This is a genomic window from Adhaeribacter arboris (assembly GCF_003023845.1).
In the GTDB taxonomy this organism is placed as follows: Bacteria; Bacteroidota; Bacteroidia; order Cytophagales; family Hymenobacteraceae; genus Adhaeribacter; species Adhaeribacter arboris.
The window spans coordinates 4228446-4250525 of the sequence record NZ_PYFT01000001.1 but is presented as its reverse complement, the minus strand read 5'-3'; the positions used below and the strand labels follow the sequence as shown (position 1 = coordinate 4250525).

The 22080-nt window shown below is 43.1% G+C and carries 17 protein-coding genes; 4 read left to right on the top strand and 13 right to left on the bottom strand.

The annotated features are described in order from the left end of the window. Positions 1-55: 55 nt before the first annotated feature. Positions 56-3454 (bottom strand): ThuA domain-containing protein, encoded by a 3399-nt coding sequence (locus AHMF7605_RS17415; RefSeq protein WP_106931333.1) that lies wholly within the window; start codon positions 3452-3454, stop codon positions 56-58. 471 nt (positions 3455-3925) lie between these two features. On the opposite strand from AHMF7605_RS17415, the gene AHMF7605_RS17410 reads away from it, so the two are divergent. The 3 genes from AHMF7605_RS17410 (at position 3926) to AHMF7605_RS17400 (ending at position 7215) form a co-directional block, all read left to right on the top strand. Beyond that, entirely contained in the window at positions 3926-4672 is a 747-nt protein-coding gene (locus AHMF7605_RS17410) for a 3-keto-disaccharide hydrolase (protein ID WP_106931332.1), read from the top strand. 96 nt (positions 4673-4768) lie between these two features. Continuing rightward, complete coding sequence (locus AHMF7605_RS17405; RefSeq protein ID WP_106931331.1) at positions 4769-6031, top strand: MFS transporter; 1263 nt, start codon at positions 4769-4771, stop codon at positions 6029-6031. A gap of 152 nt (positions 6032-6183) precedes the next feature. Beyond that, on the top strand, positions 6184-7215 hold the full coding sequence (locus AHMF7605_RS17400) for a glycoside hydrolase family 5 protein (RefSeq protein WP_106931330.1): 1032 nt from the start codon (positions 6184-6186) through the stop codon (positions 7213-7215). 114 nt (positions 7216-7329) lie between these two features. Here AHMF7605_RS17400 and AHMF7605_RS17395 read toward each other — a convergent pair whose 3' ends face one another. Continuing rightward, complete coding sequence (locus tag AHMF7605_RS17395; protein WP_106931329.1) at positions 7330-10998, bottom strand: AAA family ATPase; 3669 nt, start codon at positions 10996-10998, stop codon at positions 7330-7332. Between the two features lie 243 nt (positions 10999-11241). Between AHMF7605_RS17395 and AHMF7605_RS17390 the strand changes: the two genes are divergently transcribed. Further along, on the top strand, positions 11242-11448 hold the full coding sequence (locus AHMF7605_RS17390) for a hypothetical protein (RefSeq protein ID WP_146153613.1): 207 nt from the start codon (positions 11242-11244) through the stop codon (positions 11446-11448). Positions 11449-11624: 176 nt separating this feature from the next. Here the strand turns inward: AHMF7605_RS17390 and AHMF7605_RS17385 are convergent, their stop codons facing one another. The 11 genes from AHMF7605_RS17385 to AHMF7605_RS17335 form a co-directional block, all read right to left on the bottom strand. Continuing rightward, complete coding sequence (locus AHMF7605_RS17385; protein WP_106931327.1) at positions 11625-12227, bottom strand: hypothetical protein; 603 nt, start codon at positions 12225-12227, stop codon at positions 11625-11627. A 45-nt stretch (positions 12228-12272) separates the two neighbouring features. Next, the gene (locus AHMF7605_RS17380; RefSeq protein WP_106931326.1) at positions 12273-12734 is read right to left on the bottom strand and encodes a hypothetical protein; all 462 of its coding nucleotides are present in this window, start codon (positions 12732-12734) and stop codon (positions 12273-12275) included. Positions 12735-12811: 77 nt separating this feature from the next. Continuing rightward, positions 12812-13051, bottom strand: coding sequence for a hypothetical protein (locus AHMF7605_RS17375; RefSeq protein ID WP_146153612.1), 240 nt, complete (start codon positions 13049-13051; stop codon positions 12812-12814). 247 nt (positions 13052-13298) lie between these two features. Next, complete coding sequence (locus AHMF7605_RS17370; RefSeq protein ID WP_106931324.1) at positions 13299-14243, bottom strand: DUF1835 domain-containing protein; 945 nt, start codon at positions 14241-14243, stop codon at positions 13299-13301. Positions 14244-14338: 95 nt separating this feature from the next. Beyond that, positions 14339-15223, bottom strand: a complete 885-nt coding sequence (locus AHMF7605_RS17365) for a glycerophosphodiester phosphodiesterase (protein ID WP_158267545.1) — start codon at positions 15221-15223, stop codon at positions 14339-14341. Between the two features lie 249 nt (positions 15224-15472). Then, positions 15473-16852, bottom strand: coding sequence for a LutB/LldF family L-lactate oxidation iron-sulfur protein (locus tag AHMF7605_RS17360; protein ID WP_106931322.1), 1380 nt, complete (start codon positions 16850-16852; stop codon positions 15473-15475). 350 nt (positions 16853-17202) lie between these two features. Further along, positions 17203-17946 (bottom strand): subclass B1 metallo-beta-lactamase, encoded by a 744-nt coding sequence (gene bla / locus AHMF7605_RS17355; protein WP_106931321.1) that lies wholly within the window; start codon positions 17944-17946, stop codon positions 17203-17205. A gap of 241 nt (positions 17947-18187) precedes the next feature. Next, positions 18188-19105, bottom strand: a complete 918-nt coding sequence (locus AHMF7605_RS17350) for a helix-turn-helix domain-containing protein (RefSeq protein ID WP_106931320.1) — start codon at positions 19103-19105, stop codon at positions 18188-18190. A 13-nt stretch (positions 19106-19118) separates the two neighbouring features. After that, positions 19119-19985: an SDR family oxidoreductase gene (locus AHMF7605_RS17345; RefSeq protein ID WP_106931319.1), complete on the bottom strand. Its 867-nt coding sequence runs from the start codon at positions 19983-19985 to the stop codon at positions 19119-19121. 152 nt (positions 19986-20137) lie between these two features. After that, on the bottom strand, positions 20138-20425 hold the full coding sequence (locus AHMF7605_RS17340; RefSeq protein WP_106931318.1) for a hypothetical protein: 288 nt from the start codon (positions 20423-20425) through the stop codon (positions 20138-20140). Between the two features lie 525 nt (positions 20426-20950). Beyond that, entirely contained in the window at positions 20951-21994 is a 1044-nt protein-coding gene (locus AHMF7605_RS17335; protein WP_106931317.1) for a DUF4097 family beta strand repeat-containing protein, read from the bottom strand. Positions 21995-22080: the final 86 nt, after the last annotated feature.

Here is a 22080-nt window from a genome sequence, read left to right as displayed (position 1 = left end):
AATCACCTTGCGGGAAAGCGGTATTTCTATTTATACCTGATTTAAAGTTAAAGTACTATGACTCCGGTATAAAGCTTATGGTTTTAAGGTAGGCCCGGCCACCTGGTTGAACCGGTTTCACTACCAAATACAAATCTTGTAACTGGCCGTTAGTGGCAGTTTTAGGCACTGGTACACTAGCGGTTACTTTTTGCCGGTTATCGGCAAAATCAACCGTTGTTTGCCCAATAACTGTACCGTTTGCTTTGCCACTGCGTAATTCCACCTGGTATTTGCCGGGGCGACCGCTACCAAAGCCGGCTAATTCAATGCGGCTGATACCCGTTAAATCTAACTGCTCGCCTTTAAGGTAGCCTTCCGTAACGGGTAAAGTTAAGTAACGGGCGCCCGCCGAATCTTTTGGCGCAAAGCCTTTTACTTCGCGGAAATCCGATACATCCATGGTGGTATTGCGCAAGTAAATAGCCTGAGAACCGGAAAGCGGTTGAATACCAGCGCCACCGGCATCGGTGTAGGTAGCCATTAACCGGAACACATTATTCTGCTTTTTCTCTTCGTTTATGCTAGGTACAATTTTACCAACTGCTGGTAAACTAGGTTTGTTACTATCCGCATTAGCCAGCGATAAAATAAAAGTAACAATTTGCCGTACGTCGCCTTCTTTCATGGTTAAGTGCGCCGGCATTACGTTTTCGCCCCAAACACCGCCGCCACCTTTAATAATTTTACCAATCAGGTAATCCTGGGCGCGCGTATCTTTCTGGTACCGCTTGGCTACATCGGCAAAGGCGGGCCCAATAGATTTTTCGGTGATACTGTGGCAAGCTTTACAATCAGAATTCATCATTAAGTTTTTACCCAAGATAGCTTCCGAAATTACCTGATGACCAGTAGAAGCCGCCGCCATGTCGCGGCCTTGGATGTAATCCGTAGAAACAAACAAGTTTTTCGGGTCTACTTTCGCGCCTTCGTCGATTACTTTTACCGAATAATTAACCGGTTTATTCGGGAAATAGAAAGACTTATTGCCCTGAATAACAATATTTACCATTGGCTGCTCATTACCCGCATATACCGTTACCACGTTGCTGCTGCTGAAAGCTTTTTTATCATCCTGTACTTGTACCTGCACTTTATAATCGCCGGCTTTATTCAGGGTATATTTCAGGCTAGGCTCTTTGGTTTCTTTTTTAAGATCGCCAATAGTCCACACGTACGTTAAGTTATCTTTTTCCGGATCGGTGGCTTTTACGCTGGCGGTAAACGTGAAAGGTAAGTTACCGTTCAGGTTATCAATATCTAAAGTAGATACTTTCGGCGGACGGTTACCCGGCAGGTAATCCACGCGGGAAATACCAGCATCGGGGTTTTTCGCGAACCAGCCTTTACCATATTCGAGTAAGTAAAGCCGGCCATCCGGGCCTACTTCCATGTCAATAAGAGCAGCTAATTTGGCGTTTTGCATGAAAGGCTCCATTTTATCGTAGTTATTTTCCTTATTTAAGGTTACTACTTTAATCCAATCGCGGATCCACTCGTAAATAAACAATTTGCCGTTATAATAGTCGGGGTAACGGGTTTCTTTCGGGTACATATCGGTGTAATAAACCGGGCCCGCCATTGCATTCCGGCCACCAATGCCTACCTGCGGAAAGTCCGGCGATTCAGCGTACGGATACCAGATAAAGGCCGGCGTAGCCGGCGGTAGTTCGGTTAAACCTGTATTGTTGCGGGAGTTATTAATCGGCTTAGCGGGGTCGAAAGGTTCCCCACTTTTACCAGTAGCATAATCGAAGGCCCGGTAAGGATAATTGTTACCAATAAACAACGGCCAGCCAAAGAATCCGGCTTTTTTGGCCTGGTTTACTTCATCGTAACCGCGCGGGCCGCGGGTTGCCATGCTGTCTTCGCGGGCATCGGGGCCTACTTCGCCCCAGTACAAAATGCTATTTTTCTGATCTACGGAAATACGATACGGGTTACGATGCCCCATGGTATAAATCTCCGGACGGGTTTTAGCCGTGCCTTTCGGAAATAAATTACCTTCCGGAATGTCGTAAGTACCATCCGGCTTTACGCGGATGCGCAGAATTTTACCGCGTAAATCGTTGGTATTGCCCGAAGACCGGCGAACATCGTATTGAATATGACCGGGAATATCGTTTAAAGGAGCATACCCAGAGCTTACGTAACGGGCATTGGGTTCGTTAAAAGGCGTAGAGTTATCACCGGTAGAAAGATACAACAACTTATCCGGGCCAAACGCAATAGAACCACCGGTATGGCAGCAAATTTCGCGCTGTGAATAAAGCTGCAGAATCATTTTTTCTGATTTCCGATCCAGCGAATCGCCGCGGAAAGTAAACCGGGATAAACGGTTTACCGAAGTATCGGCCGGGCTATAATAGAGGTAAACGTAATTATTGTTTTTATAATCCGGATCGGCGGCTAAACCTAAAATTCCTTCTTCGGCGTTAACGCCTTTGGTATGCGTCCGGAAGTACACGTTTAACGCGCCTACTTGTTTTACTTTTTGCTCTTTTTGGCTGTACAGCATAAGTTCGCCGCGGCGTTGCGCTACTAAAATATCTAAGTTAGGCAACACGGCCATTTCGGTAGGCTCATTAAAGTTGCCTTGATCGAGTAACGTTTTTACGAAACGATCGTCTTCGGGTACGTTTTGGGTTTTAGCTTTGGCGTAATCTAAAGGTTGGTTTTTGCCACTGGCGTAACGAAGTCCTCCTAAAACGTGCTTCAGGTATTGCGGGTCCGCGTACGATTCGTCGGTGTGGCCTAAACCGGTATAAAAAGCGCGTCCGCCATCGTACTCGTGGTACCAGGCAATCGGGTGGTTTTTGCCATTTTTGCCGCCTTCGTACGAACTTTCGTCCAGGTTCATTAACACCTTAATGTCCGGGCTGATTTTTTTGTAGCTATACCATTCGTCCCAGCGCTTCCATTTTTTAGGCAAGTGTTTGGTAGCTCCATTCTTGCGGTCAATTACCTGAATAACCGCATTCTGTTGCTTCGGATGGTTCAGAAAGTAAGCGCCTACCAGGCGGCCGTACCAGCCCCAGTCGTATTCGGTATCGGCGGCGGCGTGAATTCCCATAAAACCACCACCGGCCTGAATATAACGCTCAAAAGCGGCTTCCTGGTAATTGTTCAGCACATTGCCGGTAGTGCTTAAGAAAACCACAGCGGCGTATTGCTTTAAATTAGAGTCGTTAAAAGCGGTAGAATCGGTAGTGGTATCCGCGTCCATATCGTTTTCGCGGGCTAATTGAAGGAGGGCGAGCTGGCCTTTGGCAATGGAGGCATGGTGATAGCCAGCGGTTTTACTAAAAATCAAGATTTTCGGCTTTACTACTAATTTGCTGAAAGTAAATAATGCCAGAATTAAAACGGCAAAAGTACTTCCGGCCACAAGCCGCCAGGTATTTTTAATTTTCATTACTTTTTAATTAATCTATTTAGTACTTGTTTGTTTTTAGGTGTTCTTACGATTTGCTACAGGAGGCAGCAGGGTGTTACATCATACTACTATTTACGAAAATAAATTTTCGTCTAAGGTAAATCATTTCAGAATAATTATAAAAACTGATTTTAATTCGCTAAGGTTATCTCTTTCTTTTCCGGAATGTACTTTCTATAATGCGCAGACCTGTTCCAACGAGGTGTTTTACCCGAAATGTTGGTTTAAAGCAGATAGGTGGAATTTTTAAAGGTCTATTTATTTAAATAAAACTCAACATTTACCGGGTTTTAATTTAAATGATTTACCTAATCAGGAATAATATTGTATAATTTACAAAATAAATAAAATTCAATCTTTAATGCTGAAAATTATTGCGACGATTAGTTTTAAATTATTTATTTTTAGACAAATTTCAGTTTACCACATCATATTTTAAACCAAGCTTTAATGAAGATTAGTCTAAAAAAAGTAAAACTGTTGGCCTTATTTGCTTTAGCCGTTTCTGCCTCGTACGCGGGTACCCTAAAACTCCGGCAAACTACCGGGAAAAGCGATAATACGTTAACCGCCGCCGAAAAAAAAGCGGGCTATACCTTGCTTTTCGATGGAAAAACCATTAATCAGTTTCGCGGCTTTCGCAAAGAAAATGTGCCGGCCAGTTGGGGCGTAGAAGATGGCGCCATTACTTTGGTAGGAAAGGGAGCCGGTGATCTTATTACCAAAAATCAATACGAAAATTACGAACTACTCCTGGACTGGAAAATCTCGGAAGGCGGAAACAGTGGTATCATCTATAATGTGTCCGAAGATCCGCAGTACCAGGCTACTTACCACACCGGCCCGGAAATGCAGGTACTCGACAATGAAAAGCACCCGGATGCCAAACAAGGTAAAAACGGTAACCGCCAAGCCGGGGCCAATTACGACATGATTCCTTTATCGACACCAGCCGTGAAGCCGGTTGGCCAATGGAACCACGTTAAGTTAGTAGTAAATAAAGGCCACGTGGAGCATTGGTTAAACGGCAAAAAAGTAGTAGAATACCAATTAGGCAGCCCCGAGTGGCAAGCCTTGGTAAAAGAAAGTAAGTTTGCTTCTATGCCGGGTTACGGTAAAATCAAAAAAGGCCACATCGCTTTGCAGGATCACGGCGATAAAGTTTGGTTTAAAAATATCAAAATTCGCACCTTATAATTTGCTCAGGCTAAGCAAATAGCAATTACTACTTATACAACAGGACTCTTATTTTAATCAAACTTATAACTAACCTTATTTATTTGCTTACTTCTTATGGCACAGACACAAGAAATTAACCAAACCAGGCTTTTTTACGCCAGTTGCTTTGCCTTAATTACCACGGCCTTTTCCTTTAGTATCCGGGCCGGTATTTTGCCTCAGTTGGGCAAGGACTTTGGCTTATCGGCGGAGCAGTTAGGCTTCATTAACTCGATGTGGTTTTTTGGCTTCCCCATAGCTATGATTATTGGCGGCTTGGTTTACCACACCGTTGGCCCTAAAAGAATCATGATGTTTGCCTTTTTTGCGCATACATTGGGTATCCTCCTGACCATTTATGCAGGTGGGTACACCGGGCTGCTGATCTCTACCTTTTTTATCGGTTTAGGTAATGGCTGTACCGAGGCGGCGTGTAACCCAATGATAGCTGATATGTACTCCGGTAATCAAATGAACAAGATGCTGGCCCGGTTCCATATGTGGTTCCCCGGTGGTATCTTTATCGGTAGCTTGGTATCTAAATTTATGACCGATGCCGGATTGCCCTGGCAAGCTCAGATTTGGGTAATTATGATCCCTACTATCATCTATGCGTTCCTATATTTTGGTCAAAATTTTCCTCGGCCACATGTAGAAGGTGTAACTTCTTTAGCCAAAAATTTCCAGGCTATGCTCACTCCCCTGTACCTGTTTATTTTTGCTTGCATGGCTTTAACGGCTATCAGTGAATTTGGTCCGCAGCAATGGGTAGGTCTTATCATGGCTAAAAGCGGAGCCAGCCCAATGCTGATATTGGCGCTTACCACCGCCTTAATGGCAATTGGCCGCTATTTTGCCGGTCCGCTTGTTCATAAAATCGACCAGACAGGAGTATTATTAGGTTCGGCTATATTTGCTGCTATTGGTATTTATTTATTTAGCTCCCAAACCGGATCAATGGCCTACGTAGCAGCTATTTTCTTTGCGGTGGGGGTTTGCTATTTCTGGCCAACAATGATCGGGTTTGTAGCCCAGAACATTCCATTAAGTGGAGCGCTTGGCATGTCTATCGTGGGTGGGGTAGGTATGTTTTCCACCTCTATCTTCCAGCCTATTATTGGCCGTTGGATTGATGGTGAGCGGGCAACAAAATCAGCCGCTGGTCTTTCCGGGGATGCATTGGATTTAGCCGCCGGACAAGCAACTTTGCTCAAAATGACTACTTTCCCTCTTATTCTGATTGTAGCCTTTACAATATTGTGGTTTGTGATGCGTAATCGTAACCGTAGAGTAAGTGTTGCCACAGAAGGAAAGGTGCTTCAGCAACCAATCGTGTAATTTAGGTTACTATAATAATTTACATTCATCATAAAAAAAGCTGCTAGGTAAATAGCGGCTTTTTTATGATGAATGCAGTATTTATAAGTATAAGAGTTATTGAACTTATGCGTATTGGATTTGTCGGAGTGGTTGTCAGATTAAATTAAAAAATGAGAAAAAAATATAATTATCTGCTAGTTGCATTTTTCTTTTTGTTGTGGAGTTGCCAGTCAAAAGAACCAACCGCAACGGCTAAACCTAATCTTCCTGCAAATCCACCGACAGATGTGGTTACTGTTACCAACGCCGTAGCTCAGTTCGGACAGTTGCGGGTACAAGGCAACCGCATTGTCGATAAAAATGGCAGTCCGGTTCAGTTACGCGGAATGTCTTTTTTCTGGAGCCAGTGGATCGGGAAATACTACACTCCCGAAGCGGTAAAATGGTTGAAAGACGATTGGCGTTGCACCGTAGTTCGGGCGGCTATGGCCGTAGATTACGAAGGGTATTTACAAAATCCGGAGGCAGAAAAGCAAAAAGTTACTACCGTAGTAGATGCGGCTATTGAGCAAGGATTATACGTAATCATTGATTGGCACGACCACGAAGCCGAGAAGCACACCGAGCAGGCCAAAGCTTTTTTTACAGAAATGGCGCAACGATACGGCGATAAACCCAATGTTATTTACGAAATCTTTAACGAGCCGCTGGATGTGTCGTGGTCGGGGGTAATAAAACCTTACAGCGAAATTATTATTAATGCTATCCGGCAGCACGACCCGGATAACTTGGTAATTTGTGGTACGCGTAATTGGTCGCAGCAAGTAGAAGAAGCCGCCAATGATCCCATAAAGCAGCCTAATGTAGCCTATACTTTGCACTTTTACGCTGCCACGCACAAACAATGGCTGCGCGATGCCGCGGCTCGAGCCCTAAATAAAGGTATTGCCTTAATGGTAACCGAATATGGTACTTGCGAAGCTTCCGGCAACGGCGTACTCGACCAAACCGAAACCAAAGCCTGGTGGAAATTTATGGATGATAATAAGATTTCGTGGTGCAATTGGTCATTAGCCGATAAAGAAGAAACCTCGGCCGCTTTAAAACCCGGCGCCAAATCAACGGGCGGTTGGGCCGATGCCGAAATTAGTCCTTCGGGTTTATTCGTGCGGGAAGAATTACGAGCCAAAAATCCTAAGTAATACTTTAAGAATAGTTAGAAAATCTACTACTAGCTCGGTGGTTTATAAACTATTTAAGTACGCACTGGGCCAAGTGGCAAGAGTAAGAAAAGATTTAGTAGCTGGAGATTTATTTTACACGTAAACTTCGGTTTCGTAACCCACTATTTTTATAAAGCTTTGGCCGCCTGCTTGCTTATTTACCTGTATTTGGGTGCTGATCCGTTCTTTTAAGGCTTCTACGTGCGAAATAACGCCGATTAGCTTCCCGCCGACTTGTAAATTCTCCAGCGCACTTATGGCAATATCTAAAGTATCAGTATCCAGAGTGCCGAATCCTTCGTCGATGAATAGAGAATTTATTTGCGCTTTCCGGCCCGCTAAATCCGATAAACCTAATGCGAGCGCTAAACTTACCAGAAAACTTTCGCCGCCCGATAAAGTATTCATGGAGCGCACGGCATCCGCCTGGTACGTATCAATAATCTGTAATTCCAAATCCTGGTTAGGATTTTTAAAAATCCGGTACCGTTCGTTTAATTTAACTAAATGCCGGTTGGCAAGCTCCGTTAAGCGAGCCAGGGTAAGGCCTTGCGCAAACTTACTGAACTTTTTGCCGTCGGCGGAGCCAATAAGGGCGGCCATTTTATCCCAGCGCAAAAACTCTTTTTGTTGAATATCTACCTGCGCGGCCGTTTCGCGATATTTTGCTTTTATCTCGGCATCTTGTTCCAGTTGCCTTTGCAGCGATCCTATGTGCTGGTGCAAACGGGCCATTGTGGCATTTAAATCTTCCTTTTCCGTTTGCAAATCTGCCAAGGCGCAATCGGTGAGTTGGCGGGCTTGTTCCCGATAAAGTTCCTGTTCGGTATCGGTGTATAATTTCTGGTGTTCGGCTAAAGCCCGTTCGGCTTGTTTTTGCAATAACTCAATGCGGTGGGCTTCGTCGTCGGTTAAAAATAATTGCACCAAAGTATCTACCGAATCAATATTATGTGCCCTTACCGATTGGTGTAGCTCGGTGGTTAAGGTAGTTACTTGCGCCTGTACCCGCGTTAATTCGGTTTGCCATTGTTGTTGCCGGCTTTGCGCCAAGCGCATTTGCTCTTGCTTTTGCAGGAAGGAACCTTGTAAACTTTCGAGTAATTGATTTTGCTGTTGTAAAGCTTGTTTCAGTCGTTCCCGTTCGGTTTGCGGAATCTTCGTGCCAAATAATTGCTGCCGGGTATGGATGAGCTGTTGTAAATTAGCCTGGTCTTTTTGAAGTACTATTTTTTGCTGTTGAAGTAACTGTTCTCTCTCTCGAATATTTTCGGAAAGATGGATTTGCTCCGTTTCGGTTTGTTTTAAATTTAAATTTAATTTTTGTAATTGCTCGGAATGCTGCGCGAAAGTAGCGGAAAGTTGTTGTAATCGGGCTTCAATATCCCGGCTTTTGTCCAGGGTAAACGTCATTCCGAAGCGTAATAAAAACGATTGAATTTGTGCGGATACCACCAACTGCTGTTCTTTTAAATCAGCTACTTCTTCTTGCAGGTACTGCATTTGCCGCAGAGCCTGTTCTTCTTTTTCCTGGGCCCGGCTAATCTCGTGTTCGCGCTTCAGGATAATTTCTTTTTGCTCCTGCTGTATTTTTTCGAAGCGGCGGCATTCTTCTTCGTTTTGCCGGATCTTGTTCCATAATTCTTTTTTTGCCTGGTATTTTTGTTGGTAACCAAGTAGTATTTCTAGGATGGCGGCACCAGAATTAATAAAAAGTTCTTCGGGCAGGTTTCCCTGATTTACCCTGAACTTACTTATTAAGGCCGCCTGCTCGGCTTTTAGCTCCGCTATTTGTTTTTGTTCGTTCTCCAGCAGGGCCTTTAACGAACTTAAGTGCAAAGCCAGAATAGTTTGCTGGTCCGTTAACCCGGCCACTACCTGTTGTTGCGTATGGCATTTTTGTTCGGCTTCGGATACGTTGCTATGGTATTGGTTTAGTACGAACGGGTGCTGTTCCGAGCCGCAAAGCGGGCAAGGTTGGTGCGGTTGCAGTAATTCCCGGTCGGCTTCGTACTTCTGAATCTGACGCTGTAAGTCTACAATCTGCTGCAGGTATTGTAAAGTTTCGGTGGCTTGTTGTTTTTTTACAGTTAACTCGCTACTGGCCTGGCTAACTTGTTGCTGTTCGGCCTCATTTACCTGAATACTTTGGCTTAAGGTTTTAAGTTTGCCGGTAATTTGCTGATATTGGTAGGCTAGTTGGTTTTGCTGTTCTAGTAAATGAATTCGGGTTGGTAACTCGTTACAAATTTTTTCTAATTCAGCGAATGATTGGCCAGCCAGTAAATTTTGATTAATCTGCTGTAAAAAAGTTATTTGTGCCGAGGTGGCTAAGGCGTTATTCTGATCTTGTTCCAGCTGTTGTTTTTGGTGCTGAATGAACCGGTTAGCTGTTTTATGCGTATTTTCTTGCTCGGCATACTCCCGGTTAACTTCTTGTAATTTACGGTTACTATCGTGCAAATCTTTTACTCCTTGCTGGTAAGTAATAATTTCCCGATCCAGGTGCTGGGCTGGTTGATTTTGCTGCAGCCAATTTTGGGTTTGCTCTAAATAGAGCTGAATTTGCTGTAGTGCGGTTTGTTTAGTTGTTAAAAGTTGTCTAAGCTTTTCCAGTTCTTCACCCGCTTGAATGTAGTTCTGCCGGTTTTTCAGGAAATGTTCTTTGTCCCGCGAAATAATGGAATCTTGCTGGGTAACTTCGTGAAAGATGGGTTCTGCTGCTTCCAGTTCTTCCTGCGCTTGCCGTACTTGTTGCTTGGCTATAATTAATTGCTGTTCTGCTTCCTGGGTTTGTTGCTGGTAATCGGGCAACAAGCGGGCAATGTGCAATAAATTCTGATCTAATTGCTGCGCCTGGTTCTGCGAACTTTTTATTTGAATTAAAGCTGGTTTAAATTGTAGTGCCCGTTGGTGCTGCTGCAGTTTTTTAAATTCAGATTGCTGGGCTTCAAAATTGGCTACTAATACTTGCAGTTGAGCGGCCAATCCGGTTTTTTTCTGCTGCAATTGCTCCAGGCGCAATAGCCAGTTTACCTGTTGTTCCCGTTCTTGTTTAACTTTTTGTTGTTGCTGAATTTGGTCTTGTAAATCGGCAACCTGGGTTTGGAAATCAGAAACTTGTTCTTCGGTTAATAGTTCCGAATTATCCAGTTTGGCGCGCAAGAGTTCCAGCGTTTTTTTCTCTTTATCGGCCTGACGATACGCCCACATCGAAATACGGGAGTAGATTCCTGTGTCTGTTATTTTTTCGAGTAAATCGCTGCGTTCGCTTTCACTGGCTTTTAAAAAACGAGTAAAATCACCTTGCGAAAGAATTACCGAGCGTAAAAACTGATTGTAATCTAAGCCACTGATTTCGGCAACTTTACCCGGAACCTCGCTGGGTTTTAAATCCATTAATTTCTGGTCCGGGAGGGTAATTAACTCCATGTGCGTAGGCTGCAATTTGCCATCCGTTTTCTTACGGCTCCGGTAAACTGCCCATTTACACCGATACTTTTTATCTTTTACCTCAAATTCTACTTCCGAAAAAGATTCGCTGGTGTGCCGGGTCATTATTTCGAAAGCATCGCGGTCGTGCCGGTGAACCCGCCCGAAAAGTCCTACGGTAATCGCATCCAGTAAGGTAGTTTTGCCGGCCCCGGTAGGTCCGGTAATGGCAAACAAACCCGCTTCCGCGAGCGGACTTTGGTCAAATCTAATTTCGTGTAGTCCTTTGAGGGAGTTCAGGTTCAGGAATCGTACGCCCAGTATCTTCATAAATATACGTGCAGCTACCGGTCTTCCGGTTATTCTGGTTTCTTAAAGATAAAAACGAAAAGGGGAATTTAAAAGAATTAACTTAGGCCAAGCGCTTTCGAAGGTAACTTCTTTTATAGGTTCGGTTTTGGGAATGAAAAGATTAGGAAACCAGAGACTGGCTATAATACTAGATAGAAACTTAAAAGATGTGTTAATGGATTTATCCGTTGAGACTGTGCCAGTCTCAATGTGGCCGTGCTAATGCGGTGGAGCAGTAACCTGTTTGCCTCCTGGCCGGCGGGCCTCATTTGGCTCTTCCGGGCGGGCGGGAACGTGCGCAGCACGCCCCTACACGTCGGAATGCTCAAGCACCGGAACCTGAGAAGGCCCTCCCTAGCCAAACGGGTTCAGTTTCTTTTTGCTACAGGTTATTTTGCCTACGTTCTGATTATTTTTCCCTTGAGATAAAGTGATTTGCAGTACTGGATAAAAATGAGATGCTGAAAGGTAAAAAAATAATTTTTAGAACTTAGCGAGGACATTCAGCGAGTATTTTGTTAACAGCCGGGTTAAAAATCAGGGGAGCTGAGATTACTCTGGCTCCCCTAAATGGAATAAGCTAATATGTAATAAAATTTAATAAGTTATTGGGCCATTGTGGCAATTTTCTCTAACGGAATGGTATTGGCTAAACGGAGTACATCGGCTTCCTGGGCTTCGGTCATCTTGAAAGTAACGAGGGTGTTTTGCATGGGAATTTGTAAGTCGTAGTCTAGTTTTTTCGTTTCCGAATTCTCCGTTTTGGAAAGAACGGCTTTGTAGCCTTGTACTTTCACTACTTTTTGGTTGCCATCGCCACTCCGACCGATAAAAGGCAAAGCCAGCAACGTATTTAAGGAGGTAATCAGCGGCGAATTGTTAATAATATCAACGGTGGCCGTTTTAGCGCCGGTACCGTAAGAGCGCTGCACATAAAGGCCTAGGCCGCTGTTCGTACCCGTGCCGGTAGTATTATCGGTTTTTACATTGGCGGCTAAGGCATCCATTTTAGCGGGTAGCAGTTTTAAAATATCTTTGCCAATGGCCGCATCCAGCGTATGCAGCATTTGCTCCATGGCAAACCGGGAATTACTTAAGTTACCGGCCGCATACGCGGTGCGGGCATCCGCTAAATTTTTATTAAAGTCCTGGCCAAAAGCCACCAGGGTAAATCCACTTAAAAATAATAAGCTAAATATCTTTTTCATGAGGGTAAAATCAAGGAGAAATAGTTAAAGAGTGAATACCGGATTTTATTTTTCGCCTAACATTTTTTTAATCCCGGCAATATCTACGGCGTTGGCAGCCGTCATTAATTCGGATTCGTCTTTAAAGTTAACGCCTTCGTAAACCAAAACCGACGATTGCCCTACGGGCACGGTGAGCTTATATCCGGAATTTTCGTCGTACTCAATAACCGCCCGGTTGCCTTTTACTTTGGTTTGTTTCCAGTCTTGCTTACCGCCTGTCGTTTGGCTGTAGCCGCCGTTGCTTAAGTACAAATTTACCGCCGAGAGCAAGGCGGCATTATTTACGACGGTAACCGTTAGTTCTTTGTCGTTGCCATCCGCGTACTGGCGCTGGATAGTTAGACCGGCCCAACCCCAACCGGTGCTGGTAACTTGGTCCGATTCGGCGTTTTTCTTCAGTCCCGAAATAGATTCCGGTAATGATTTTAAAATTTTCTGCCCGATTTCCATTTCTACCCCCAGCATCGCTTGCTGTAAAGCCGCCCGGCTCTGGCCGTATTGACCGGCTTTGTATTTACTCTCGGCATCAGTGAGGTTTTCTTTTACATCGGGGGAGTAGTAACCAAACCGGCTCCCCCTTTATTGCGAGCCCGGCTGCCCGAAGAAGCAGTGGGAGAAGTAGGGGAAGAGGAGGCATTTTTGTCGGTTCCCAGGGCTTTATTCACGGATTGCTCCGCGGCATTTTCCAGCTTTTGGCGCACTTTATTGAGCAATTGGGCATTTGCCTGGTGCTGTGCCAAGCAAAGACCAGAAACAATACAGGTTAAGTAAAGGATTTTCATAAGGGCAAAAGGATGATTAATGTGTTTATAGCTATACAAAATAATAAAATTTATTTGAATAGCTATAATTTTAAAGAGTAAATTTCTATTTGCTTATTCTTAAAAGAACGAAAAGCAGTTTAAAAATAATCAGGAAGGAGTAATTTTTAGAATTTTAAGTATAGCAAACTAGAAGCAAACTTTTCATCGAGGATCGAAAAAAGTCTGTTCGGAAATTTAGGAAAGTAATGAAATAATGAGTTAGGAATTACAACATTAGTATCTCCTCGTTTGCGCGATTCCAACGCCAGTAAGGAATACCGGGTTGTAAATGAACCCCACCTAACCAGCGGTTTACCGGGTGAAGTTGCACGTAATCGCATTCCGACCGTAAAGTTTTATTTCCTAAATCGGTAATGGAAATTGTTTCCTGAATTTGAATTAACTCTGCTTGTTCCAACTCTACCAGGTAGTTCACAATCTGAGCATCGCCGAGACCAAATAAGCTGGTACGTTGCCAAAATTTCTCGAATAATTCAGTTGTGGTAAGTTGGTTTGTGGCGATAATTTCTAATAGTAGCTGTTCTATAGCATTTAAGCCATTTTGTACCGACGGAAACCGGGTTAAATGGGCATGTAAGGCAATAGGGAGTAAGGGTAAACGGGTGAAATCTTCTTTCTGTAAAAAGTAAATTAAAGGTTCGGGCGTGGGCGCTGCGTAAGCTTTCCAACCGCGATCGCCTAAAGCTAAGTCGGCGGGAGTAAGTACTTGCCGCTGCGGAAACAAAGCGGCTAATTGTTCGGGAGATAATTCACCTAAACCTTTAAAATCCGGCTTTTCCGGGTGCGAGCCGATGCAAACCAGGCTTAGAGAAGTTTTATTTAAATTATGCTGCGCAAACCAGTGCAGCAGATACAGTAAATTTATCTGGCAAAGCAAATCGTGTTCAAACCACAAAACTACTTCGTTGTGCTGGCTATACGTGTCGAGGTGTTTAACTTCGGTAGTTACTTTTAATACGTAAGTGGTAGGAGCTTCCTGGTACGTTTGGGTGATATAGTGCTGCCGGGCTTGCCAAAATTCAACGGTTGAGTCTTGGTCTACAATAGGACCTTCCGACAAAATTTCGCGCCAAACAATACAATCATCGGCGGGTATAGCGGCTTGTTTAAACGGTTCAGCCATTCCGTCGCCATTCAGAATATGCAGCATGAAAGATAGTTAATTCAGGTATGTAACATTAAACTTCAGAATACTGTTCTTATAAAAGTATTTACGTTTAAAATGAAATAAGGAAGAAAGAAAATTTACTGTACTATTAAAGAAGAAACCGCATTGGTTATTATTCCGTCTACGCCTCGGTCTACGAGTTTATTAATTTCGCTGGGATCATCGGCCGTCCAGACAAACGTTTTGAAGCCGGCATTATGCACCAGTTTCACAAAGCCGCGAGTAGCAAAATAGTGGTGCGCATTTATGGCCGAAGCCCGGTAATATTTATCGAAATAACCGAATCGTAGGCTTACATCAAAATAAACCGGCAACATAGGTAATTTACCTACTATTAGCTTGTGCGTAGGCACGTTGTATTCGTTTTGCCAGATTTCCTGAAGAATCTCGTCGTGGAAAGATTGTAGCACGCACCAACTACGGGCATGGTACTTCTGCAACAGAGCAATCGTTCGATGGGGCATTCCTGGATAAAAATCATCGCCTTTTTTTAATTCAATGAGTAACTTTTTGCGGCCTTTTACCAGTTGCAGAACTTCTTCCAGGGTTGGTACTTTTTCTTTTTTAAATTCTGGTTTAAACCAGCTACCGGCATCTAGTTTTTTTATTGCCGATAACGGTAAGTCCGATATAGCGCCTTCGCCGTTGGTTGTCCGGTCAAGAGTGGCATCGTGCATTACTACCAATTGCGAATCGAGGGTCTGGTGAATATCAATTTCGATAAAATCGGCGGGGGAATCTAAGGCTTTTTGAATGGCCGCTAAAGTGTTTTCCGGTGCTACTTCCGAAGCCCCCCGGTGAGCCGCCAGCATTACTTTTCGTTTCTGATTTATTAACCGGATTTTTTCCGGCGTGTTAGAACAACCCGTCCACAACAAACTCACTAAAAACAAGCCGCTCCACAAAACAGAGTAAGAATCTTTATAAAGCCGCATTCGGAAAAATAACTGTAGAACTTCCATCCTCGAAAAAGTTAAAAGTAGAAACTTTAGGCTTGCCTGGGCAGGTAAATTACCCGTTTTAAACGAGGTCAGGAAACTGGGGCATTTCATTTCGGCGATAGATTTAGGCTCTTAAGTTAACTACTTTCCGGGTCTGCGCAAGTACTCGATTTTATTTCTCTAAAGGCTTTTTCTATTCCGGGTGAAACATAAAAAAGCCTCTCGTGCGAGAGGCTTTTTTACCGAATTTATAGACGAAATAGGCTGACTTTATTTTTTCTTCTGGTATTCTTTGTAAAGTTTTCCAAAAGATTTGGGGGCAACTTGTAAGGGCTCGCGTTTGCGGCTCCAGGTATCTTTTAAAATCAGGCGCAAAGCCATGTTTTTTAAGGCCACCGGTACTAAATCCATCAAACGCCGGTTTTTCATGGCTTTGGTCCACAACTGAAAAGTTAATTTTTCCTGGTTATCCGCCAAGCCTTCGGCCACGCTTTGCTGGCGATTGAGCAGCAATAGTTCGTGAATGTTGATTTTAACCGGACATACCGAGGTGCAAGCACCGCACAACGAACTGGCATAACTCAAATGTTTATGCTCGGCCATGCCGTTATAATGCGGCGAAATGACGGAACCAATCGGGCCACTGTAAGTAGTTTCGTAGGCATGGCCGCCAATGTTGCGGTACACCGGGCAAACGTTTAAACACGCCCCGCAGCGAATACAATTAAGGGCTTCGCGTTTCTCGGGCAAAGCCAATAAATCGGTGCGGCCGTTATCGAGCAAAATAACGTACATTTCTTCCGGACCATCTTTTTCTTGCGGTTGCCGCGGGCCGGTAAAAATAGTATTGTAAACCGTAACGTTTTGGCCGGTGCCGCTGGTAGCCAGCAAAGGCCAGAACAGATCCAGATCCATAATGCTGGGAATCATTTTCTCAATACCCACTATAGCAATGTGCGTTTTCGGGAAAGTGGTGGATAAACGGCCGTTGCCTTCGTTTTCGGTTACGGCTACCCCGCCAATATCGGCAATTAGGTAATTGCCGCCGGTAATACCTACCTCGGCGGCCGTATATTTATCGCGCATCAACCGGCGGGCCGTTAAAACCAGTTGCTGGGCATCGTCGGTAGGGGCAATCTTAAGCTTTTTCACGAACAAGTCCGAAATATCTTTTTTAGACATGTGCATGGCTGGCGTTACAATATGGTAAGGCCGCTGTTCGGCGAGTTGCACAATGTATTCGCCTAAATCGGTTTCTACGGTTTCAATGCCGTTTTTCTCCAGGAATTCATTTAAATGAATTTCCTCGGTCGTCATGGATTTAGATTTTACCACCGATTTGGCCCGTTTGCGCTTCATAATCTGGCCGATTTCGCGCAAAGCTTCTTCCTTGTTTTGGGCCCAGATCACTTTACCCCCCCGCTGGGTGAAATTATTTTCGAACTCAACCAGGTATTTATCCAGGTTATTTATAACGTTGGTTTTAATAAACGAAGCCCGATCGCGCGCCAATTCGTGGTTGCGATATTGTTGTAAGCCTTGTTTTACGGCCAGGTTATACTTGCCAATATTATATTTTATAATTCGCCGGTGGTTCAGGTCAAACGACTTGGTTTCTGAGTCCTGCAAAAACTGTTTTATCTTTGTCAAAATAGGTATCCTTTTATAATTAAATGACTTCGCTTAAAAACGAATAAGCGGTAACTTCCTTAAACGATAGAATAGCTAAGGTAAGCACGCGGTTAAGGAATTGCAATATTTTTTATTGCCCGAATCTAAATATTAGTTTGTTAGATTGAAAGCAGGCGTATTACTCTATAAACGCCATTAAACTTTGAAACGGCGATAAATCTCTTTCCTCATGCCTGCTCCCCTAAGAGAAAAGCTTTTCTGAAGTGATGATAAAATTTTCTCTTTGCCCGGAGCGAGTAAGCGTTTTAACCTTTACTTACTTTGCAGAGATTGAATAATTGCTGAACTGGATCAGGCTACTGTATAACTTACTTTGGCGCAAATAGTTTAATCGTATAATCTAATAGTTCGGTGCCGCCTGATTTTCCGTGACCGGGAATAATGAAGGCTGTATTGGGGTACTTTTCTTTTAATTTTGTTACGGTTATAGGCCAAGCCATAGTATTAGCATCTTCTAAATTTCCTTTTCCGGCCCCTAGTTCTTTAATTAAACAACCCCCGAACATAATTTTTTCATCCGGAAAGTAACCCACTACATTATCTTGAGTATGGCCTGGACCAAAGTACTCGACCAGCACTTTTTTGTCCCCCACTTTTAATTCCAGCAAATCGTTGAATCCATTTTGCGGCACGATTATATTTTTAGATTTGGCAATAGCAATGGTTTCATTATTCGCGTAAGAAGGAATGCTATGTTTGTGAAACTCCTCTAAGCCACCTAAACAATCGGAATGGAAATGAGTGGGAATAATGGCTTTAATTTTACAATGCAGTTTATTTTTTACCCAAGTAATTAATTCTAAAGAGGTTTTATTATCGGGGGGAGTGTCAAAAATAATGGCTTCGGTTTTATCAAAAACAATCATGCCATTGCACGGAACTTTACCAAAGCTTTCGGTTTGCAGAAACGAAGTGTGCTGGTAAACGTGATTGCTAATTTTTTGAATGGTAAGCGATTCCGTTTTGCTGTTTGGGTTGTTTTGGCTTGTTTGGGCGGAGATGAATCCAAAGATTAAAAAACTAAAAAGGAAAAGCAGTTGGTATTTTTTCATAAAGGCTTAGCGTGCAGGAGAGAAAAATGGGAAAAGGTATTTTTAGCGTTTAATATTTCATATGGGTTGCTTTTCCGTCGAACCACGAGTTATATACCTATATAAATAAAGTGCTTTCCTTAGCAAGTTTAACATGAATCAGGGTGAATATCTTTATAATTTTGTCCGAAAACTTTTGATGAAACCAAGCTTAGAAAGATAAAGGAAAAACTATTTTTTTGTAAGCTGTAAGGGCTATTCTTTAGTTAAATGTCTGCCTAAATTCTAAAGGCGATAAGTTGGTTTTGCTTTTGAAAAGTTTACTAAACGATTGAGGATGTTCAAAACCCAAGTCGTAAGCAATTTCATTAATTGCCAGGTTGGTAGTGGATAATTTTTCTTTAGCTAAGTCCATTAACTTGTCTTGTGCAAATTGCTTCGTGCTTTGTCCGGTGAGCATTTTAAGTAAACGGCTTAAATAATTGGGAGAAATGTGTAACCTGTCCGAAATAAACTGAACCGATGGAATTCCTTTTTTTATTAAACTATCGTCTTTGAAATAACTGGTAAGCAGGTCTTCCAATTGATTAAGTATTTTGTGATTAACAATCTTCCGGGTAATAAATTGGCGCTGATAAAAACGTTCCGAATAAGTTAGTAGCAATTCTATTTGCGCAATAATAACATTCTGACTGTATTTGTCGATGCTGGTATGATACTCTAGGGCAATATTTTGCATGATTCCGGTTACCAACGTTTCTTCCTTCTCAGAAAGATGCAGGGCTTCATTTACGTTGTAGCTAAAATATTCGTACTGCTTTATATTTTTAGCCAATGCCGTATGCCAAAGGAAATCGGGATGAATAAGCAATAGCCAGCCTGAATGCGTAAATTCTGGTGCGTTTGGCTCTATTGTCAAAACTTGTTTTGGTGACATAAAGTGCATTACGCCTTCGTCAAAATCAAAATCTTGTTGCCCATATTTTAATTTTCCATTAAAGTTTTTTTTCAGGGCAATAGAATAGAAATTGTGAATAATACTGCCCGGACAATTCGAGGATTTTCGTTTAATGTCTTCAAATTTTACCACACTTACCAAAGGATGTTCGGGCTTGGGCAGTTCCATAAACCGATGATAGTCGGCAATGGTTTTTAAGTGATTTGCTGCTAAGGAAGCCATAATACAATCTCAATTACAAGCCAAATAAGGTTTTTAATCCGTCTTTTAGTGCTATTGGTTTTCGGCCTAAATGAATCGCCAGTTCATTGCCGATTTCTGCTTCCTGATTTTGTTTAATGTCCGTTAGAAAAGCAACAATTTTCTTGATTACGGGTTCGGGTAAACCTCTTTGTTTCATCATTCCTTCGAAGGCGGTGGTTTCCATGGCGGTGTATTTTACTTCTTTGCCCGAAAGCTCGGTAAGAGCAGCAGCAATATCGTAAAAGGAATACGCTTTGCCGCCGTTGAAATTATAAATTTTATTTTCCCATTCTTCCTGCAGTAAAACATGGGCCATTGCTTCGCCCATTTCGCTTCTTAAAGCATAAGCCACTTTTCCATCGCCGGCCGGTAAAGAAATACCTGTTTCGGTGGCTTGCTTGCCAATAAACAAAGGTATGGCGTCCAGGTACAATACATTTCTAAAAAAAGCGTATTTCAGTCCACTTGCTATAATATAATCTTCTGTTTCAAAATGGTCCACCATTAGTTTATTGGCTAAAGTAGCTCTGTTTTTTAAAGACCGGCTGGTATAAGCTATATTTTTTACCCCGGCTTTTTGGGCAGCGTTCACCACATTTTGGTGTTGTTGCCTGCGGTTACCTTCGTCACCGGCCGAAATAAGTAAAACGGTGTCCACTCCGGCCATGGCTTTTTCAAGAGCATCTACGTCGTCATAATCACCTAAATACGCAGGGAAGCCTTCCGCTTGAAATTTAACTCGTTTTTCTTCTTTACGGGTAAGGATTGAAATTTGACTGGCGGGAATTTTTTTTACCAAGGTTTCGATGACGGCACTGCCTAGTTGGCCCGTTGCACCGGTTACTAATATTCTATTCATTTTCTTATTTTTTGTTGCTGTAAAGTTCTGCAACAGCACATAAATAATTTTAGTCAGATCTATCTTTGTCGTAGTCAAATCTGACCTTATCGGTTATCGTGTCGTTTCTGGTCGTTCACTATGGTGCTAACGGACCGTGGCTAAAAAGCGTTTTAGTACTTTTTAGGTGTGGATTTTCGATGGTATTTTACCACTTTATAATAATTCAGAAGCTGTTGTAGTATTTTATCAAAGTTACTTTCCCCTTCAAACCTTGTAGAGATGTGAATCATTTCAGCTACGGAAGACCCAGCCTCATGTCGCCAAAGATCAAGACCATCTTTCGGATCTAGTTCTTTTCTATATATGGAGTCTATTGTCAATGGATTTCCAAAGTAGACCTTTAACTCTTGAACAAAGTCAGCAATTTTGGTCTGGTTGTAGGTAGGCCAGTCATTCATTGCATTAATGAATAACTCTGCTATTTCTTTAATCCTATGACTTTCGGTGTCGCATTCAATAGCTTCCTGTAGGTCAGCAACTTCTTCTATGTCCTCTTTTCCTTTTATACATTTTACTTACGCACAACCAGAAGTACCAACTGTTCCGGTTATCGGCATTATGTAAGGTGTATCCGCTTGCTATATCTAAAACAGTATTTAGTAAAGATAAAGAAACTATGTTTGGGTGAGTAACCAAGACTAAAAATTAGAATAATAACCGGATGCGCTGACTAGGAGATGGAAAACTAGTCTTCCTGGAAGACAAATATGGGAAAACAAGAAGTTGGCTTTCTAAGGCTAGAATTAGCTTTCAGTAATGGGAAATCAAGTAAAAACACAAAGGGATAAAAGTAGAGAACGCTTGTTGAGTTCTCTACTTTTATCCCTTTGTGGCTTCTTCTAAAACGGTTTAAACGTAAGTAATATAAAATCTTGCTATATACTGCTTAAGTTTTGAGTTTTATTGAACGAAGCAATAACTCGTTACCGGACCGACAACGATACATTCCCGCTACCGGCATCGGCGGTGATTCGGATGCCGCCGCCGTTTAATTTGCCTCTTACTTCGTCTTTTTCGATGGTGCCGTTAAAGGCGTCCAGTTTGCCTACGTTCACCTGATCCGCTTGTAAATCCAGGTCGGCCGCAATGTTTTTGGGTAGTTGCAGGGAAATATCACCCCCTGAATTGCTGAGTTTAATGTATTTGCCGGGCTTTTTAATCGCCACTTCTAAATTGCCGCCGCTCGTAGAAGTTTCGAGGGTGCAGGCCAGGTCGCGCAAATCAATATCGCCGCCCGACGTACGGGCACTTAATTCGCCGGTAATATTACGGCCATTCACGTCGCCGCCTGAGGTACTGGCTTCTACTATTCCGTTTAAATTAGTTAACTGCAAAGAGCCGCCCGAGGTAGCGAGCCGCATATCGCCGGTGCAATCCGTGGCCTCAATGTCGCCGCCGCTGGTGTTTAAATCTATATTATCTTTTGAATTTTTCAGGTGAATACTCCCGCCGGAAGTACTGCCTTTAGTTCGGCCGCTTACCCGGTCAATTTGTAAGTCGCCGCCGCTGGTGGTAAAATGCTGCTCCCCCGAAATATTGGCTAACTGTATACCACCCCCGCTGGTAGTTAACTCCGTAGAAACGTTTTGCGGTACAAATACCCGGAATGAAATATTCAGACCCCGTTTCCAGTCCATATCTTTTTCTTTTGGCCGGGCCCGGGCAATAAGCTTACCGTTGCTGGCACTTAGGGTAAGGTCATAATCGGCGGTTAGCCGTTGCTGAATTTCTTCTTTGCTTAGAGTTTGGCCGGAGCGTTCCCGGTTGCTGTTGACGAATACTTCCACGCGGGCATCGGCAGCGTTGCCACCCGTAACGGCAATGCTGCCGCCCGAGGTTTTTACTTCTACTTCTTTTATGGATTCCTTAGCCAGGGATTTAGTAAGGTAAGGTTCTTGACCGGTTTTAATCTGGGCATTTACCGTAAAACCAAGGCCAAATAATAAGAGCGCTAAATAAATTTTCATGGTTTTATTTTTTAGATTTTTTAAGAAATGAGTTGTTGCTTATTCTTTACTAGCAGATTCTAAAAACATGTGCGAGGTTGCCTGTA

Coding starts and splice junctions, on each gene's coding strand:
- AHMF7605_RS17415 (WP_106931333.1), bottom strand. CDS start 3,454: ATGAAAATTAAAAATACCTGGCGGCTTGTGGCCGGAAGTACTTTTGCC.
- AHMF7605_RS17365 (WP_158267545.1), bottom strand. CDS start 15,223: ATGGAAGTTCTACAGTTATTTTTCCGAATGCGGCTTTATAAAGATTCT.
- AHMF7605_RS17400 (WP_106931330.1), top strand. CDS start 6,184: ATGAGAAAAAAATATAATTATCTGCTAGTTGCATTTTTCTTTTTGTTG.
- AHMF7605_RS17375 (WP_146153612.1), bottom strand. CDS start 13,051: ATGAAAATCCTTTACTTAACCTGTATTGTTTCTGGTCTTTGCTTGGCA.
- AHMF7605_RS17350 (WP_106931320.1), bottom strand. CDS start 19,105: ATGGCTTCCTTAGCAGCAAATCACTTAAAAACCATTGCCGACTATCAT.
- AHMF7605_RS17385 (WP_106931327.1), bottom strand. CDS start 12,227: ATGAAAAAGATATTTAGCTTATTATTTTTAAGTGGATTTACCCTGGTG.
- AHMF7605_RS17380 (WP_106931326.1), bottom strand. CDS start 12,734: ATGCTGGGGGTAGAAATGGAAATCGGGCAGAAAATTTTAAAATCATTA.
- AHMF7605_RS17370 (WP_106931324.1), bottom strand. CDS start 14,243: ATGCTGCATATTCTGAATGGCGACGGAATGGCTGAACCGTTTAAACAA.
- AHMF7605_RS17390 (WP_146153613.1), top strand. CDS start 11,242: ATGCGGTGGAGCAGTAACCTGTTTGCCTCCTGGCCGGCGGGCCTCATT.
- AHMF7605_RS17335 (WP_106931317.1), bottom strand. CDS start 21,994: ATGAAAATTTATTTAGCGCTCTTATTATTTGGCCTTGGTTTTACGGTA.
- bla (WP_106931321.1), bottom strand. CDS start 17,946: ATGAAAAAATACCAACTGCTTTTCCTTTTTAGTTTTTTAATCTTTGGA.
- AHMF7605_RS17345 (WP_106931319.1), bottom strand. CDS start 19,985: ATGAATAGAATATTAGTAACCGGTGCAACGGGCCAACTAGGCAGTGCC.
- AHMF7605_RS17395 (WP_106931329.1), bottom strand. CDS start 10,998: ATGAAGATACTGGGCGTACGATTCCTGAACCTGAACTCCCTCAAAGGA.
- AHMF7605_RS17405 (WP_106931331.1), top strand. CDS start 4,769: ATGGCACAGACACAAGAAATTAACCAAACCAGGCTTTTTTACGCCAGT.
- AHMF7605_RS17340 (WP_106931318.1), bottom strand. CDS start 20,425: ATGAATGACTGGCCTACCTACAACCAGACCAAAATTGCTGACTTTGTT.
- AHMF7605_RS17410 (WP_106931332.1), top strand. CDS start 3,926: ATGAAGATTAGTCTAAAAAAAGTAAAACTGTTGGCCTTATTTGCTTTA.